Source organism: Streptomyces sp. NPDC053431 (assembly GCF_044544925.1).
GTDB lineage: Bacteria > Actinomycetota > Actinomycetes > Streptomycetales > Streptomycetaceae > Streptomyces.
Genome location: NZ_JBITXX010000010.1, coordinates 127,212 through 144,115, shown reverse-complemented (window position 1 = coordinate 144,115; position 16,904 = coordinate 127,212). Strand labels below are relative to the sequence as shown.

12 protein-coding genes are annotated in these 16,904 nt (G+C 73.7%); 3 read left to right on the top strand and 9 right to left on the bottom strand.

Features of this window, described 5'->3' with window-relative positions:
• The first annotated feature begins 127 nt into the window (after positions 1 to 127).
• A complete protein-coding gene (locus ACIGXE_RS23370; RefSeq protein ID WP_399750364.1) occupies positions 128 to 1,144 on the top strand; it encodes a GlxA family transcriptional regulator in 1,017 nt (338 codons plus the stop codon).
• A 93-nt stretch (positions 1,145 to 1,237) separates the two neighbouring features.
• Here the strand turns inward: ACIGXE_RS23370 and ACIGXE_RS23365 are convergent, their stop codons facing one another.
• The 9 genes from ACIGXE_RS23365 to ACIGXE_RS23325 are packed head-to-tail and all read right to left on the bottom strand — an operon-like array spanning position 1,238 to position 15,974.
• The gene (locus tag ACIGXE_RS23365; protein WP_399750362.1) at positions 1,238 to 1,978 is read right to left on the bottom strand and encodes a thioesterase II family protein; all 741 of its coding nucleotides are present in this window, start codon (positions 1,976 to 1,978) and stop codon (positions 1,238 to 1,240) included.
• Positions 1,975 to 3,267 (bottom strand): acetyl-CoA carboxylase biotin carboxylase subunit family protein, encoded by a 1,293-nt coding sequence (locus ACIGXE_RS23360; RefSeq protein WP_399750360.1) that lies wholly within the window; start codon positions 3,265 to 3,267, stop codon positions 1,975 to 1,977. Before ACIGXE_RS23360 ends, ACIGXE_RS23365 begins: the two co-directional genes overlap by 4 nt.
• Positions 3,264 to 4,865: a condensation domain-containing protein gene (locus ACIGXE_RS23355; RefSeq protein WP_399750358.1), complete on the bottom strand. Its 1,602-nt coding sequence runs from the start codon at positions 4,863 to 4,865 to the stop codon at positions 3,264 to 3,266. Before ACIGXE_RS23355 ends, ACIGXE_RS23360 begins: the two co-directional genes overlap by 4 nt.
• A complete protein-coding gene (locus ACIGXE_RS23350) occupies positions 4,862 to 6,121 on the bottom strand; it encodes a cytochrome P450 (protein WP_399750356.1) in 1,260 nt (419 codons plus the stop codon). Before ACIGXE_RS23350 ends, ACIGXE_RS23355 begins: the two co-directional genes overlap by 4 nt.
• Positions 6,118 to 7,887 (bottom strand): amino acid adenylation domain-containing protein, encoded by a 1,770-nt coding sequence (locus tag ACIGXE_RS23345; protein ID WP_399750354.1) that lies wholly within the window; start codon positions 7,885 to 7,887, stop codon positions 6,118 to 6,120. The genes ACIGXE_RS23350 and ACIGXE_RS23345 overlap by 4 nt, the downstream gene beginning before the upstream one ends.
• Entirely contained in the window at positions 7,887 to 8,699 is an 813-nt protein-coding gene (locus ACIGXE_RS23340; RefSeq protein WP_399750352.1) for a thioesterase II family protein, read from the bottom strand. Before ACIGXE_RS23340 ends, ACIGXE_RS23345 begins: the two co-directional genes overlap by 1 nt.
• Positions 8,696 to 9,964, bottom strand: coding sequence for an MFS transporter (locus ACIGXE_RS23335; RefSeq protein ID WP_399750350.1), 1,269 nt, complete (start codon positions 9,962 to 9,964; stop codon positions 8,696 to 8,698). Before ACIGXE_RS23335 ends, ACIGXE_RS23340 begins: the two co-directional genes overlap by 4 nt.
• Entirely contained in the window at positions 9,961 to 10,170 is a 210-nt protein-coding gene (locus ACIGXE_RS23330; RefSeq protein WP_073898706.1) for an MbtH family protein, read from the bottom strand. Before ACIGXE_RS23330 ends, ACIGXE_RS23335 begins: the two co-directional genes overlap by 4 nt.
• Entirely contained in the window at positions 10,167 to 15,974 is a 5,808-nt protein-coding gene (locus ACIGXE_RS23325; protein ID WP_399750348.1) for an amino acid adenylation domain-containing protein, read from the bottom strand. Before ACIGXE_RS23325 ends, ACIGXE_RS23330 begins: the two co-directional genes overlap by 4 nt.
• 255 nt (positions 15,975 to 16,229) lie before the next feature.
• On the opposite strand from ACIGXE_RS23325, the gene ACIGXE_RS23320 reads away from it, so the two are divergent.
• Together ACIGXE_RS23320 and ACIGXE_RS23315 are read left to right on the top strand one after the other, a co-directional pair.
• Positions 16,230 to 16,361 (top strand): hypothetical protein, encoded by a 132-nt coding sequence (locus ACIGXE_RS23320; RefSeq protein WP_399750346.1) that lies wholly within the window; start codon positions 16,230 to 16,232, stop codon positions 16,359 to 16,361.
• A 107-nt stretch (positions 16,362 to 16,468) separates the two neighbouring features.
• Positions 16,469 to 16,904: helix-turn-helix domain-containing protein (locus ACIGXE_RS23315; protein WP_399750560.1), on the top strand; the 436-nt coding region annotated here is incomplete at its 3' end.

Here is a 16,904-nt window from a genome sequence, read left to right as displayed (position 1 = left end):
GGAGCTCTGCGGTGATCGCCTCGGAGCCGCATTACCGCCGAGCCGGACGACCCCCACCCGAGCGGCAGGAGGTTCCTGGGCGCACCTCAGGTGAACACCCGGTGCCCCGGTCCGTACGATGCGGATCATGAGCACCCTCGGACGCCTGATCGTGATCGTCCTCTTCGAGGGGGTCGACCTGCTCGACGTCACCGGACCGCCCGAGGTGTTCGCCCTCCTGCGGCGGGAGACCGACGACGCGTCGGGTTACGAGGTCGTCCTGGCCGCCGAGACCATGGCGCCGATCACCACCTCGGCCGGCGTGCGCGTCCTGCCCGACCTCACCTTCGAGGAGGCGGCCGGCAGGAGCATCGACACGCTGCTGGTGCCCGGCTCCGTCGAGGTGGACGGCGAGCGGCGGGTGCGCGCCCTGGTCGATCCGACGGTGGTCGGGTGGGTCCGGACCCTGGCGGAGCGGACCCGGCGCGTCACCTCGGTCTGCGTCGGCGCGCACATCCTGGCCGCCGCCGGGCTGCTCGACGGCAGGCGCGCCACCACCCACTGGTCGACCGCGCAGCAGCTCGCCGCCGACCACCCGGCCGTGGAGGTCGACGCCGACCCGATCTTCATCCGGGACGGCGACGTGTGGACCGGGGCCGGCATCAGCTCCTGCCTCGATCTTTCGCTGGCGCTCGTGGCCGACGACTTCGGCGAGACGCTGGCGCTGCGCGTGGCGCGGCAGCTGGTGATGTACCTGAAGCGGCCCAGCGGGCAGAGCCAGTTCAGCGTGCCGCTCGAACCGGTCTCCACGACCCGGCGCGTCGAGGACCTGCGGCACTACATCACCCGCAACCTCGGCTCCCCGCTCACCCTCGCGGACCTCGCCGCCAGCGCCCACGTCAGCGAGCGCCAGCTGACGCGGATCTTCAAGGCCGAGCTCGGGACGACCCCGAGCGCCTACGTCGAGTCGGCCCGCGTCGAGCGCGCCCGCCACATGCTGGAGTCGACCGACGCGACCCTCGAACGCATCACGAGCAGCTGCGGTTTCGGCACGACGGACACGCTGGTGCGGGCGTTCCGGCGGAGGCTCGACACGACGCCGATGGAGTACCGGCGCCGTTTCCGGGCGGTGCCGTCGGTCGTGCCTGCGGCGGGCGCTCCCTAGGTCCTGTCGTCGAACTCCCGCCCGCCCCGCGACGGGCGACGACGGGAGTTCGACGACAGGACCCGGGGCGCGCGGCCGATCGGCCCGCCGGGTTCAGGCGAGGTCGGCGGCGATCAGTTCCGCGACCTCCCGGGTGTGCTCGGTGAGGTAGAAGTGGCCGCCCTCGTACGCGCGGAAGCGGATGTCCTGTGTGCCGTGCCGCTTCCATTCCAGGACCGCGTCCGCGGGGGTGCGGGGGTCGCGGTCGCCGGTGAGCACCGTCAGCGGACAGGACGGTTCGGGGCCCGGCCGCCAGCGGTAGGTGCGTACGGCCCGGTAGTCCGCCCGCAGCGCGGGCAGGATCAGCTCCAGGAGCGCCGGGTCGGAGAGCAGCTCGGCGTCCGTGCCGTCGAGCGCCCGCAGGTCGTCGAGGATGCCCTGGTCGTCGGTGATCTCCCGCTCGCTCTCGACGCCGCGCGAGGGGGCGGGGCATCCGGAGACGTACAGCCGCGCGGGGTTCAGGAGGCGGGCCGCCTCGTACGCCACCAGGGCGCCCATGCTGTGTCCGAACAGCACCACCGGGCGGTCGTCCAGGGCCGGTTCGAGCGCGGCGACGACCTGCCGGGCCAGCTCGTGGAGGTCGTCGACGGCGGGTTCCTGCCAGCGGTCCTGGCGTCCGGGGTACTGGACGGCCAGCACGTCGGCCACCTCGCACAGTTCCGCGGAGAGGGGGACGAAGTAGCCCGCCGCGCCGCCCGCGTGCGGCAGGCACACCAGCTGGACCGGGCGGGTCGCCGGGTCGGGCGTGCTGTGGAACCTGCGCAGCCAGGTCCTGGGGCCCACCGCGGCCGTCATGCGCCCGCCTCGCTCACGTCGGTGAGCGCCGCGGCGGTCGCCTCGCGCACGGTGCCGTCGGGTCGGGTGAAGACGTACGTCAGCTTCGGCAGCGCCTCCTCCAGGGCGTCGAGCATCGCCGTGTGGTCGGCGCAGGAGCCCCAGATGACGTCCAGCGGCGTGGTCATCACCCCGCCGGCCAGGTCGGTGCCCGGGCGGACGTAGGGGCGGATGCCGTCGATGCCCTCCACCTTGCGCACGTCCGTGGCCCCGTGGATGGCCTCCAGCCGGCACGGCTCCACCGGGGCCATGGTGTTGAACAGGAAGTGGACGCGGCCGCCGTAGTCGAACTCCGGGATCTGCGAGGTGTCCCCGAGGGCGAGGAGGCCGCCGAGGCGCACCATGTCGACGCCGCAGACCCGGCGGCTCATCAGGTTGAGATGGCCCGAGAGCCGGCCGTTGACCTCGATGACGCGCGGGCCGTCGGCCGTGAGCTTGAGCTCGGTGTGGGTGATGCCGTAGCGCACTCCGAGGGCGTCCAGGGCGCGGGTGGTGAGGTCGGTGACCTCCGCCAGGACGTCGTCCGGCAGGTGCGAGGGCCAGAAGCTGCCCAGCTCGCGGAACGGCTTGAGCAGCGGGAACTTGCCGGTCACCGCCAGGTGCCGCACGCCCTGCGGCGTGCAGACGCTCTCCACGGACACGTAGTCCCCGTACGGCGCGCTCGGCACGCCCTCCAGGAGCTCCTCGACCGTGTACGCGGCCTCCGCGCCCTCCGGGAACAGCCGCGGCAGCAGCTCCGCCACCTCGGCGGCGGTCGTGACGGCGTAGGTGTCGCGACTGCCGCCGCCGCGCACCGGCTTGACGATGGCGGGCAGGCCCACGGCGTCGTACACCCGCGGCCACTCGTCGGGTGAACTCAGCGGGTGGGAGCGGACCTTGTCGACGCCGGCGTCGCGCATCACCTGGCGCTGGCGGATCTTGTCGGTGACCGTCGCGGCCACCTCCGGGGTGTGGGACGGCAGGCCCAGCGCCTCGGCGATCTCCGCCGTCCTGCGGACCATGCGCTCGCTGTAGGTCACCACCGCGTCCGGCGCCAGGTCCCGCGCGAGGGCGATGTCGCCCTCCGTGGTGCCCGTGAGCGGCACGACGGTGCCGAAGTTCTCCAGGACGGGCCGCAGCCGTTCGGCGTGGCCGGTGGGCGGGAGCAGGAACACGATGTCCCCGAGGTCGGCCAGGCCGACCCCGATCTCGCCCGCGGAGGCCGCGCCGTCGTCGTAGAGCACCGCCAGGGTGCGGCGACGCTCGCTCATGCGGTGCCTCCGGCGGCCGTGAGGGCGGCCTCGAAGTGGCGGGCGTACTCGCGCACGCGGGCCTCGTCGAGCAGCGCGGGGTCGTAGGCGACCGAGACGCGGCTGCCGGCCTCGGCGCCGTCGACCTCGAAGTCGACGCGGAAGGGGAAGCTCGGCTTGCCCTTCACCCACCAGTCGCGGGTCCGCAGGCCCTGGGTGCCGTCCAGGTCCTCGTAGACGTGGAAGTTCATGAAGTTGAAGGTCACGTCGAAGGGCGGCCGGCCCAGGCGGCTCTCGATCTGCGCGAGCGGGAAGGCCCGGTAGGGCGCTCCGTCGCGCTCCGACGCGTGGGCCCTGCGGGCCAGCTCGGGCAGGGGCGCGCCGAGGTCCGTCAGCCGCAGCGGCACCGTGTTGAGGTAGAGGCCGACCATCAGGTCGGCGCCCGGCCGCTCCGGGCGGGTGTTGACGACGACACCGGTGACCACGTCGTCGCGGCCGGTCCAGGCGGACAGGGCACGCGCGTGGGCGGCGAGCGCCAGCGACTTCAGCGAGACGCCGGCGTCGCGGGCGGTGGCGCGCATGCCGTCGAGCACCGCACCGGGCACGGTGAACTCGACGCCGGCGACCGCGTTGGCCGCGCCGTGGAACTGCCCGCGGGAGAACAGCAGCGGCTCGCTGTCGGCCTGCCCGTGCCAGAAGTCGGCGGCCTCGCCGGAGGCGAGCAGCTCGCGCTCGGCGACGATGAAGTCGTGCTCGCCGGTGGCGGGCGGCCGCGGCAGTTCGGCGTCCTCGCCGCGCAGCTTGGCGGCGTACAGCTCCAGGAGGTCGACGATGAGCCGGCCGTAGCTCCAGCCGTCGACGATCGCGTGGTGGCTGGCGATCGCGACGTGGAAGGAGTCGGGCTGGGCCACGACGTGGCAGCGGAACAGGGGCGCCCGGCTCCAGTCGATGGGCAGGGTCAGGCCCTCGCGGCTCCAGTCGCGGATGCTGTCGTGGCCCTTGGCCGGGTTGTCGTCGCCGATCCGTTCGACGGTCAGCGGGGGTTCGACCTTCTCCCACTGCAGCTGCACCGACTCGGAGTACGTGCCGAGGTCGAAGGACGTGCGCAGCGCGGCGTGGCGGTCGCACAGTTCGGCCAGGGCCTCGCGGAACAGCCGCTCGTCGAAGGCGGCGACGGTCTCCCAGCCGATGATGGAGTGGTAGAGCTCCGGGTCACCGCTGGTCTCGCACAGGTAGATGATGCCGACCTGGAGGGCGGAGGCGGGCAGGGCCGCCGCGACGCCGGCCGGTACGAGGATGCGGTCGCTGGGGTCGAGGAGCGCGTCCCGCTCCGCGGCCGGCGCCGGGGCGGCGGCGGGCGCGGGGGCCTGTGTCGCGAGGTGGGCGGCCAGCTCGCGGACGGTCGGGTGGAAGAGAAGGTCCTTGAGGGTCATCGCGATGCCCCGCTCCTGCACGGCCGAGACGACGCGCAGGGCGATCAGCGAGTCGCCGCCCAGGGCGTAGAAGTCGTCGTCGGGGTCGACCTCCTGGCCACCGAGCTGCTCGCCGACGATGCCGGTCAGTACGGCGGTCAGGTCCGTCGCGGACTGCTCCATGGTGTGGGGGTTCCTCTCGTTCATCGGCCCGCCACCGCCTCGACGCGGCGCGGTACGGCGCGGACCGGAAGGCTGGTGAAGCCCGCGACGAAGTTGGACACAAGGTGCTGCGGTTCGCCGGCCGGCACGAACTCCTCGAACCGGTCGAGGACTTCCTCGAAGAACAGGCGCAGGGTGAGGCGTGCCACGGTCGCACCCAGGCAGTAGTGGGCGCCGTAGCCGAAGGCGATGTGGCGGTTGTCGGAGCGGCGCACGTCGAAGCGGTACGGCTCCGGGAAGACGTCGGCGTCGCGGTTGGCGGAGCCGACCCACACGGCGACGGCCTCGCCCCGGGGCACCACTCCCCCGGCGATCTCCACGTCGTCCACGGCGTAGCGCAGGAAGCTGCTGGCCGGGGAGGTCCAGCGCAGTCCCTCCTCGACGAGCGAGGGGATCAGCTCGGGGTTCTCGCGCACGGCGCGGAGCTGGTCGGGGCGCTCCATCAGGGCGAGGACGGTGCCGGCCACGGTGTGCGGGGTGGTCGCGTTGGCGCCCAGGAGCAGGCTGTAGCAGTTGACGACCACCTCCTCGCGGGTCAGTTCGCCGTCCCGCATGGTCATCAGCAGCCGGAAGGCGTCGTCGCCGTCGGTGCCCTTGCGGGCCTCGTACTGCGTGGCGAAGTACTCGAAGAGCTGGTGGTGCGCGATGGCGAGGGTGGCGTGCGGGTTGCGGATGGTGAACACCGGGTCCTGCGGGGCGGCGGCCATCCCCGTCCACTGGACCAGGTCCTTCCAGTCCGGCTCGGGCAGGTCCATCAGGGCGCCGGCGATGGCCATCGGCAGCATGGTGGCCTGCTGGGCCAGGTCCCAGACGGGCCCGTCGAGGGCGCCGGCGACCAGGGAGCGCACGGCCTCGCGGATGCGGTCCTCGCTGCGGGCCAGGCCGCGGCCGGTGAACATCTTGTTCAGGGGGCGGCGCAGTTCGCTGTGGCGGGGCGGGTCGGTGGCGACGAGCATCCGGCCGGAGGCGGCGTCGTCGTGTCCGAGCTGGCTGAGCAGGCTGCCGCGCTCGGAGGTGAACTCGCGGTGGTTGCCCAGGACCCGGCAGGCGTCGTGGTAGCGGGTGACGTTGAAGAAGGCGCGTCCGTCGGGCAGTTCGCTGCGGTGCAGCGGGGCCTGCTCGCGCATCACGGCCCAGGCGGCGTGCGGGTCGCCCTCTGCGTGGTAGGCCGCGTCGAACAGGTCGACGCGGGACAGGTCGACCGCGGCCCGGTCGGCGGCCGTGACGTCGGTCAGCTTCACCTGGTCACTCCCGCCTGGGTCAGGGACCGGGCCAGTCCGGCCGGGGTCGGGTCGAGGTAGAAGGAGATCGGGGAGATCTCCACGCCGAACTCGCGGTGCAGTTCGGCGATGAGCGCCACCGCGAGCAGCGAGTGCCCGCCGAGCTCGAAGAAGTCGTCGTCGGCGCCGATGCCCTCCAGGCCCAGGTGGTCGCACCACATGCCGGTGACGGCCTGCTCCAGGACGCCTTCGGGCGCGCGGTGGGAGGCGTTGACCTCGGGGCGCTCCTGGACGGAGCGCTGTTCCAGCGCGGTGCGGTCGACCTTGCCGTTCGGGGTGAGCGGGAGCTCGTCGACCACGCGCACCAGGGAGGGGACGGCGTAGGCGGGCAGGGTCTCGGCGAGCCGGGTGCGCATCTCGAGCGCGGAGGGCCGGGCCGCGGTGTCGGCGGGGACGACGTAGGCGATCAGCCGGCGGGTGCCGGAGCCGTCGCGCGGGGCGACGACCTCGGCGCGGGCGACCGCGGGCAGGGCGGTCAGCGCGGCCACGACCTCGCCGGTCTCGATGCGGAAGCCGCGGATCTTGACCTGGCCGTCGGCGCGGCCGAGGAACTCCAGGGTGCCGTCGGCGGTGCGGCGTGCCAGGTCGCCGGTGCGGTACATGCGCTCGCCCGGGACGCCGGTGGGGGCGGCGACGAAGCGGGCGGCGGTCAGGCCCGGGTTGCCGAGGTAGCCGTGGGCGAGGCCGGTGCCGGTCGCGTAGATCTCGCCGGTCTCGCCGTCGGCGACGGGGCGCAGCCGCTCGTCGAGGAGCAGGACGCCGGTGCCGGAGACGGGCCGGCCGACGGGGACGGCCGTCGCCCCGGTCGGCTCGGTCATGGCGTGCACGGTGGTGAACGTGGTGTTCTCGGTGGGCCCGTAGCCGTTGGCGACGACGGTGTGCGGGAGCGCGGCGAGCGCCCGGTCGACGTGTGCGGCCGAGAGGGTGTCGCCGCCGGCCAGCAGATGGCGCAGCGCGGGCAGGTCGCGCAGCCCGAGGTCCACGGCCTGGTGGAAGAGGCCGGCGGTCAGCCACATGACGCTGACCCGCTCCTCCCGTACGAAGGAGAGCAGTCCTTCCAGGGAGAGGTCGCCGTCGGGCGCGACGGCGAGGCGGGCGCCGTTCAGCAGGGCGCCCCAGACCTCCAGCGTGGAGGCGTCGAAGGCGAGCGGCGCGAAGTGCAGGAACACGTCGTCGGGCGTGGCGGTCAGGAAGTCCGCGCCGCGCACCAGGCGCAGCACGGCGCGGTGGGGGACGCACACGCCCTTCGGGGTGCCGGTGGAGCCGGAGGTGTAGGCGACGTAGGCGACGCGGTCACCGCCGGCGACGGGCGCCGGCGGGGCGGTTCCGGTCTCCGTCTCGTCCGAGGGCTCGTCCTGGGGGACGAGCACGGTGTACGCGTCCCCGAGGTCGTCGGCGGCGCCCTTGTCGGCGAGCACCACGCGGACCGCGGCGTCGCGCAGGATCAGGTCGCGGCGCGCGGCCGGCTGGCGGCGGTCGAGGCCGAGGTAGGCCGCGCCCGCCTTGAGGACGGCGAGCAGGTGGACGGCGGTCGCGGCGCCGCGGCCGGCGGCGAGGGCGACGATCTCGCCGGGGCGTACGCCCTCGGCGCGCAGACGGTGGGCCAGCCGGTTCGCGCGGATGTCGAGTTCGGCGTACGTCAGCGTGGCGTCGTCGCCGGTGACCGCGGTGCGGTGCGGGTGTTCGGCCGCGAGGCGGGCGAACAGGGAGTCGATGGTGTCGGTCATCAGTGGTGTCCTTCGGCGGGCGAGGAGACGGCCGCGGCGGGCAGCGGGGCGCCGGGCAGGGCCAGCGAGTGCAGCAGCCGGGTCAGTTCGGCCGGGGCGTTCAGGAACGCGTAGTGCGCGCCGGGCAGTTCGGTGAAGGTGACCTGCTCGGACCACTCCCGCCAGCCGGTCAGCTCGGCGGGCTCGATCTCCGGGTCCTCGCTCCAGGTGAGGGCGGTGACGGCGGAGGGCAGCCGGACCGGCTCCGGCCGGTGGTAGACCCGGTTGGCGTCGAGGTCCTGGTGCAGCACGTGCAGGGTCAGTTCGATCAGCATGGGGTGCGCCTCGCCGCCGCGGGCGACGACGAGTTCCGACAGCTCGGCGCCGAGCGCCTCGTCGGTCATGTCCAGGAACCGGTCCTTGGGGCAGTCCTGCGGGGCGACCTGCGCGGAGACGACGACCTCGCGCGGCACCGGTCCGCCCAGCTCCGCGAGGCGCAGCGCGGTCTCGAAGGCGGGCAGGGAGCCCGCGCAGTGCCCGAAGAACACGGCCGGCCGGTCGAGGTAGGGCAGCAGCTCGTCGGCGAGGTTCTTCGCGAGGTCCTGGTAGGTGCCGTAGTGGGCCTCGCGGAAGCGGTTCTCGCGGGCCGGCAGCTGCACGGGGCAGATCTCGACCTCCCCGATCATCCGCGGCCACCGGTTGAACATCGAGGCGCCGACACCCGAGTACGGGAAGCAGAAGACGCGGGCGGCCGCGTCGTCCGACGGCTTGCGCAGCAGGGAGCGCGGGAACTTCGCGGGGGCGGTCGGGGCGGCGTGGGCGGATGCGGTCATGCCTTGCTCTTCTCTGCGGCCTCGGCCCCGGCCTCGTGCCCGGCCTCGGATTCGGGTACGTCGGTCACGGTCCGCACCGAGCGCAGCAGCAGGACGGCCGGTCCCGCGAGCATGATCAGCGCGGCGGCTCCGTACAGGGCGGTCTGCACACCCACGGCGTCGGCCACCGGACCGGCGCCCGCCATGCCCAGCGGCACCAGGGCGAAGGAGCCCAGGGACTCGTAGGACATGACGCGCGACAGGGCGTGCGGCGGCACGTTCTTCTGCAGCGCCGTGTCGAGCAGGACCTCGTAGACGTCGATGACGACGCCGGCCAGGAAGGTGGCGACGGCGATCGCCGCGAGCGGTGCCTCGGCGGCCATGAGCAGCACCGACAGCGGGAAGCCCATGGTGAGGAGGGCGGCCGCGCGCACCGGGCGGCGCGGGCGGAACTTGATGGCCACCACGCTGCCCACGATGAAGCCGAGGGCCTGCGCGATGAGCACCACGCTCCAGGCGCCGGCCCCGCCCAGGGACCGGTCGGCCATGACCGGCCCGAGGACGTAGAAGCTGCCGGCGAGCAGGACGTTGACGTAGGCGAGCTGGGAGACCATCACCCAGACCCACTGCTTGGCCGTGAACTCCTGCCAGCCCTCGCGGATCTGCCGGATCAGCGTGGGCGCGTCGGACGGCGGCGGCTGGTGGGCGACCTTGACGCCGAGCAGCAGCAGCGCGGAGAGCGTGAAGGTCGCGGCGGGCACGACCATGGTGTTCCCGGCCCCGATGGTGGAGACCAGCACACCGCCCAGGGCGGCGCCGAGGATGCCGCCGCCCCGCATCGAGAGCTTGAGCAGCGAGTTGGCGGACTGCAGGTCGTCGCCCGAGACGAGCAGCGGCATCGCGGAGCGCGAGGCGGGCTCGAAGAGCGCGGTCGCCGCTCCGGCGAGGGCCGCGAAGCCGGCCAGCATCCACGGGGTGGCGTGTCCGGTGATGACCAGGACGGCGGCGAGCCCCTGGGTGAGGCCGGCGGCCAGGTCGGCGCCGACCATGACGCGCAGTTTCGGCAGCCGGTCGGCGATCGCCCCGCCGAGCAGCACGAACGTGACCTGGCTGAGCAGCCGCGCGGCCAGGACGACGCCGAGCATCGTCGGGGAACCGCCGGGCAGGTGCAGCACGGTGAACGCGAGCGCGATCGGAGCGATCGCGTTGCCGAGCAGGGAGGTGGACCTCGCGGCGAACAGCGCGAGCACGGAGCGGTCCTTCAGGACCGCGAAGTCGCTGGTCATACCGGTGCGCCCTCCTCGACGGGGGCGGGACGCAGGTCGGTCCAGTTCGCCTCCACGTAGGCGAGGCACGCCTCACGGCTGTCGGTCGGCAGGACCACCGACCAGCCGGCCGGCACCTCGGCGAACTCGGGCCACAGCGAGTGCTGTCCCCGGGCGTTGACGATCACCTGGAAGCGGCCGGTCTCGTCGTCGAACGGATTGGTCATCGGTCATTCCCCTGCTTCTCGCTGCGCCGGGCAGCGGTGATCTCGGCCAGCGCCTCTGCGAGAACCGGCCCCATCTGGGCCAGCGACTCCGGCTGGTTCATGGCGGTGTGGGTGGTCTTGACGGAGTGCCAGGTGACCCGGCCGGCGACGTACTGCTCCCAGACGTCGGGCATGGGCGCGCCGTCGTTACGGCCCTCGGTGGCCAGGAAAAAGAGCACGTCCCCGAGGAACTTCTCCGGCTCGTGGTCCTTGACGATGTGGCGGTTGTGCGACATCGCCGTCAGCAGCGCGACGAGCTGGTCCTCGGTGAGGCTCGCCAGCGCGCCGGTGTCCTGCTTGAGCACCTCCAGGACGTCGGTGATCTCCTTGGAGCCGGCCTGCGGCACCACGCCGGGCCGCTCGGGGTCGAGGAGGGCGGCGACCATGTTCTGCTCGTTGACGCGGTAGTGGTCGGGCACGCCCGGGTAGCAGTCGAGCATCGTGAGCAGCGCCGTCTCGTCGCCCTCGGCCTGCAGCTGGGTGGCCATCTCGAAGGCGACGACGCCGCCGAAGGACCAGCCCAGGAAGTGGTAGGGCCCCTGGGGCTGGATGCGCCGGACCTCCTGGACGTACGCGGCCGCCATCTCCCGTACGGTCGCGGGCATGTCGTCGGGGTGCAGCAGGCCGCGGGCCTGGATGCCGTAGACGGGCATGTTCTCCGGTACGTACTTGAGGAAGCTGGAGTAGCTCCAGGCGAGGCCGCCGCCGGGGTGGATGCAGAACAGCGGCTTCAGGTCGCCGCCGGTGCGCAGCGGCAGGACCGTCTCCAGGGCGGCGGCGCCGTTGTCGACGCCGGCCCGCTCGGCCAGGCCGGCGACGGTGGGCGCCTCGAAGAAGGAGACCATCGACAGTTCGAGTCCGAGGGCGGCGCGGACCCGGGCGATGAGCCGGGCGGCCAGCAGCGAGTGCCCGCCGAGCTGGAAGAAGTCGTCGTCGATGCTGACGTGCGGCAGGCCGAGGACCTCGGCGAACAGCTGGCACATGACCTCTTCGCGCGGGCTGCGCGGGGCCCGGCCGGAGGTGGTGGCGCCGATCTCGGGGCGCGGCAGCAGGTCGCGGTTGAGCTTGCCGTTGCCGCGCAGCGGCAGCGCGTCGAGCGGGACATAGGCGGCCGGGACCATGTAGTCGGGCAGCCGGGCGGCGACCTGGCCGCGCAGCTCGTCCGGGGTCGGCGCCTCGGCGCCTTCGACGGGCACGACGTAGGCGGCCAGGCGCCGGTCGCCCGGCTGGTCCTCGCGCACCACGACCGCGGCGCGGGCGACGGCCGGGTGTTCGGCCAGCACCTCCTCGATCTCGCCGAGCTCGATGCGGAAGCCGCGCAGCTTGACCTGGCCGTCGACGCGGCTGACGAAGTCCAGCGTGCCGTCCTTGCGCCGGCGGGCGAGGTCGCCGCTGCGGTACATGCGCTCGCCGGGCCCGCCGAAGGGGTCGGCGACGAAGCGGGTGGCGGTCAGACCCGCGCGGCCCAGGTAGCCGCGGCCGACCCCGATGCCGGCCAGGTACACCTCGCCGACGACGCCGACGGGCACCGGGTTCAGGTGCGCGTCGAGGACGTGGACGCGGGTGTGGGAGAGCGGGCCGCCGACGGGGATGCGCCCGTCGAGGTCCGCCGCGGTGACCGGGTGGACGCACGACATCATCGTGTTCTCGGTGGGGCCGTACTGGTTGACGACCTCGCAGCCCCACTCGTTCAGGAGCGTGCCCGCCTCCGGTGCGCGCAGCGCCTCGCCGCCGGTGCCGACCAGGCGCAGCGCGGCGACGTCGGCGGGCCGGAGGTCGTAGGAGAGCACGGCTTCCAGGAGGGACGGGACGATGAACAGGATCACCGTGGGGCGGACGGCGCGCAGTTCGTCGACGACGACGCGCGGGTCGCGGGCGCCGTCGGCGGGCAGCAGCGCCACCGTGGCGCCGACCGCGAGCGGCGCGAACAGCTCGCGGACGGAGGGGTCGAAGCCCAGGGCGGTGATCTGCAGGCTCGTGTCGGCAGGGGTGAGCCGGAAGCGCTCGATCACGTCGGTGAGGCGGGTGGCGACACCGCGGTGCTCGATCAGGACGCTCTTGGGCCGGCCGGTGGAGCCCGAGGTGTAGATGATGTACGCCAGGTCGCCGGCGCCCGCGACGGGGGCGGGGCGGTGCACGGGGGCGGCGGCGAGCTCCTCGTCGCGGTCGGCCCGCAGCAGCCGCACCGACTCGGGCAGGCTGAGGTCGTCGCCGAGGTCGGCCTCGGTGAGCAGGACGCCGGCACCGCAGTCGGCGAGCATGAACTCGCGCCGCTCGGCCGGGTGTTCGGCGTCCAGCGGGACGTAGGCGCCGCCGGCCTTCCACACGCCGAGGATCGCCGCGACGGCTTCGGGGCCGCGCCGCAGGCACAGCGCGACACGGCTGTCCGGGCCGACGCCGAGGGCGCGCAGCCGGTGGGCGTACTGGTTGGCGCGCTCGTCGAGTGCGCGGTAGGTCCAGGTGGCGCCGGACTGGGTGAGGGCGACGGCGTCCGGCGTCGCGTCCGCCTGGCGTTCGACCAGTTCGGCGGTCAGCTCGGTGGTGGCGGGCCGCGTCGAGGTGTCGTTCCAGCGCACCAGCGACGCCCGCTCCGCCTCGGTCAGCAGCTCGACCTGGCTGAGCCGGGTGGCGGGGGCGGTGGCGACGGCGCGCAGCAGCCGGGCGAGGCGGTCGGCGATCGACTCGGCGGTGTCGCGGTCGAACAGCGCGGTGCTGTACTCCAGGGCGGACCGGATGCCGAGGGTCTCGCCGTCGGCGCCGCGCCGCTCCTCGAACTTGAAGGACAGGTCGAACTTGGCGGTGCCGCTGAGGACGGGGTAGGCGGTGCCGGTGACGCCGGGCAGGCCGAAGTCGTCCGGCATGCTGTTCTGGGCGGCCACCATCACCTGGAACAGCGGGTGGCGGGCGGCCGAGCGCACCGGGTTGAGCGCCTCCACGAGCCGCTCGAACGGCAGGTCCTCGTGGTCGAACGCGGACAGGTTCACCGCCCGCAGGCGCCCGAGGAGCTCGACGAAGCTGGGGTCGCCGGAGGTGTCGGCGCGCAGGACCAGGCTGTTGACGAAGAAGCCCACGAGCGGGGTCAGCGCGTCGTCGGTGCGGCCGGCGACGGCGTTGCCGAGCGGGATGTCGGTGCCCGCGCCGAGCCGGGTGAGCAGGGCGGCGACGGCGGCCTGGAGCACCATGTTGACGGTGGTGCCGGTGGTCCGGGCCAGGGCCGCCACCGCGGTGTGCAGCTCCGGGTCGAGGTCGCCGACGACCATGTCGCCGGCGAAGTCGCCGCCGGCGGGCCGGGGCCGGTCGGTGGGCAGGTCGAGCTCGTCGGGAAGCTCCGCGAGCGTCTTCGTCCAGAAGTCCAGCTGGCGCGAGACGAGGCTGTCCGGGTCGTCCTCGCCCGCGAGCAGCTCGTGCTGCCAGGCCGCGTAGTCGGCGTACTGGACGGGCAGCGGCTCCCAGTCGGGGGCCGCCCCGGACAGGCGCGCCGTGTAGGCCCGGGCCAGGTCGCGGATGAGGGGTTCGAGCGACCAGCCGTCGCCCGCGATGTGGTGCAGGACGAGGAGCAGGACCCACTGCTCGTCGCCGGTGCGCAGTAGCCGGGCGCGCAGCGGCAGGTCGCGGGTGAGGTCGAAGGGGGCGCGGGCGGCGGCCGTCACCTGCTCGTCGACCAGCTCGGGCGTGGTCTCGACGACCTTCAGCTCCGGCCGCGCGTCGGCGGCGGCGAGGACGCGCTGGTGGGCGACGCCGTCGCGCTGCGGATAGACGGTGCGCAGCACCTCGTGGCGGGCCACCACGTCGCGCACGGCCGCCTCCAGCGCGGCGACGTCGATGCTGCCGGTGAGGTGCAGGGCGTGCGGGATGTGGTAGGCGGCCGTGCCCTCGTGGACCTGCTGCAGGAACCAGAGCCGCTGCTGGGCGTACGAGAGCGGGGCGTCGCCCTCGCGGGTGCGGGCCCGTACGGCCGGGCGGGTGCGTCCGGTGTGCGCCCGGGCCGCGAGCGCGCCCGGGGTGCGGGCGTCGAAGAGGTCCTTGACGGCGACCTCCAGGCCGAGGACGGCGCGGATGCGGTTGACGAGGCGGATCGCCATGAGGGAGTGGCCGCCGAGGGCGAAGAAGTCGTCGTCGGGGGTGACCGAGGTGCGGCCGAGGACCTGCGCGAACAGCTCGCACAGCAGTTCCTCGCGCAGCGAGCGGGCGGACGCCGCCCCGGCGACGGCGGCGGTCTCGGCGGCGGTGGCGGCCGGCGCGGGCAGCTTGTCGCGGTCCAGCTTGCCGTTGACCGTCATCGGGAACTCGCTCATCGCCCGGAAGGCGACGGGCACCATGTACGAGGGCAGCAGCGCGAGCAGGTGGGCGCGCAGCCGCGCCACGTCCAGGGCGGCGCCGTCGGCGAGCACGACGTATCCGGCCAGCTCGCGCTCCCCGTCGAACTCCTTGACGGCGACGGCCGCCTGGCGCACGTCCGGGTGGGCGCCCAGCGCGGTCTCGATGTCGCCGAGCTCGATGCGGAAGCCGCGGATCTTGACCTGGGCGTCGCGGCGGCCGCGGTATTCGAGGTCGCCGTCGGGCAGCCGGCGGGCGAGGTCGCCGGAGCGGTAGCCGCGCAGCGGCGAGCCGTCCGCCGCGGTGAGGGTGACGAAGCGCTCGGCGGTCAGGTCGGGGCGGCCGAGGTAGCCGAGGGCGACGCCGGGTCCGGTGACGACGATCTCGCCGGTCTCCCCTTCGGCGACCGGGGTGAGGTCCTCGTTCAGGAGCTCGATGCCGAGGTCCGGCAGCGGGCGGCCGATGAGGCTGCGGTCCTGCGCCAGGTCGGCGGCCGTGACCCGGCGGTGGGTGGCGTGCACCGTGATCTCGGTGATGCCGTACATGTTGACGAGCTCGGGCGTGGCGTCGCCGTACTTGGCGATCCAGGGCGCGAGGTCGGAGAACCGCAGGGCCTCGCCGCCGAAGACCACGGAGCGTACGGGCAGCCGGTCCTCGTGGCCGCGCTCCTCGGCGATCAGCTGGCCGAAGGCGGTGGGGGTCTGGCTGAGCATGGTGACCCGCTCGTCGCGCAGCAGGGCGCGGAAGCGGGCGGGGTCCTTGGCGACGTCCCCGGGGACGATCACGACGGTGCCGCCGTACAGGACGGCGCCCCAGATCTCCCAGACGGAGAAGTCGAAGGCGAAGGAGTGGAACATCGACCAGACGTCGTCGGGCCCGAAGCCGAAGAGCGACTCGGTCTCGGTGAACAGCCGCACGACGTTGCCGTGGGTGACCTCGACGCCCTTGGGGCGGCCGGTGGTTCCCGAGGTGAAGATGATGTACGCCCGGGTGTCCGGGGTGATCGTCACGGGCCGCGGGGGCGCGGCCGGCGTCTCCGGCGCGGGGTCGTCGAGGACGAGGACGTCCTGCCCGGCGGGGAGCGCGGAGGCCAGCTCGGCGGTGGTGAGGACGAGCGCGGGCGCCGCGTCCTCCAGGATGGTGGCCAGGCGGGCCGCCGGGGCTCCCGGGTCGAGCGGCACGTAGGACGAGCCGGTCTTCAGGACCGCGAGGGCGGCCACCACCATGTCGCAGGAGCGCTCCAGGAGGATCGCGAGCGGCCGGGCGGGCTGGTCGGTCCGCGCCTGGACGCGTGCCGCGAGGGCGGTCGACGCGGCGTCGAGTTCCTCGTAGGTCAGCGTGTCCGCCCCGCACTTGACGGCGACGCGTGCCGGATGGCGCTCGACGGTTGCCAGGAAGGCACTCACCAGAGTCGCTTCGGTCGAATGGTTGGCAGCGCTGTTCGGCATGCCCAGATCCCCCGCTTCCGAGAAGGGTGCGACGTACGTCCGCACTCGACCGGAAAGTGATCGGCGGAACCGTACTGATGACGAGAACGTAAGAGCACTTGCCAGATCTTGTCAATCTCTTGCCTAACCCGAGGCAACTCGCTACCTTCAGGATGTAACCCCTGGTCAGACACTTCGGACGACCGCCCGGACGGAGTGTCGCCGCCGCCGGGCCCGACCCTGGTCCGAGGTGGCGAACAGAAAGAGAAACCCCCCATGAAACGCATCAGCCGCATACTTCTGGCCGCCCTCGCCGTCGTCGCCCTGGGCACCTCCGCGACCGTCGTCGCGCAGGGCGGGGAACCCCTCCGGAACACGGCGCAGCAGGCGTCCATCGAATGGCCGTGAGAGCACTCGCCCACCGCGAATTCACTCACTGTTTGACTTATCAAGTACCTGATTGACAACATTGCGGTCAGGGAGGGGGAACACGGACACGAGCCTGGGGACGAAACATGCTGACGCAGCCCTCATTCGGCCGCCGACTGAAGCAACTCCGGCAGCAGCGCGGAAAGACCCAGTCGGACCTCACCGGCCCCGGCATGTCCTCCGCCTACCTGTCGCGCCTCGAATCGGGCGCCCGCCCGCCCACGGAGCGCGCCGTCGCCATCCTCGCGGAACGCCTCGGCGTCCCGGCCGGCGCCTTCGAGGCGACGGACCCCTCCGACCTGGTGGACGTCCTCGCCGCGGTCCTCGTGGCGGGCGAGGAGTCCGGGCACGCCCGGCGGATGCTCGAGTCGGCGCTCCTGCGCGCCGAGCACGTGGACGTGGGGGGGGCGGGGGGGGGCCCCCCCCCCCCCGCCCCCCGCCCCCCCCCCCCCCCCGGGGGGGGGGGGGCCCCCCCCCCCCCCCCCCCCCGCGGGGGGCGCGCGGCCGGGCGCGGGCCCCCCC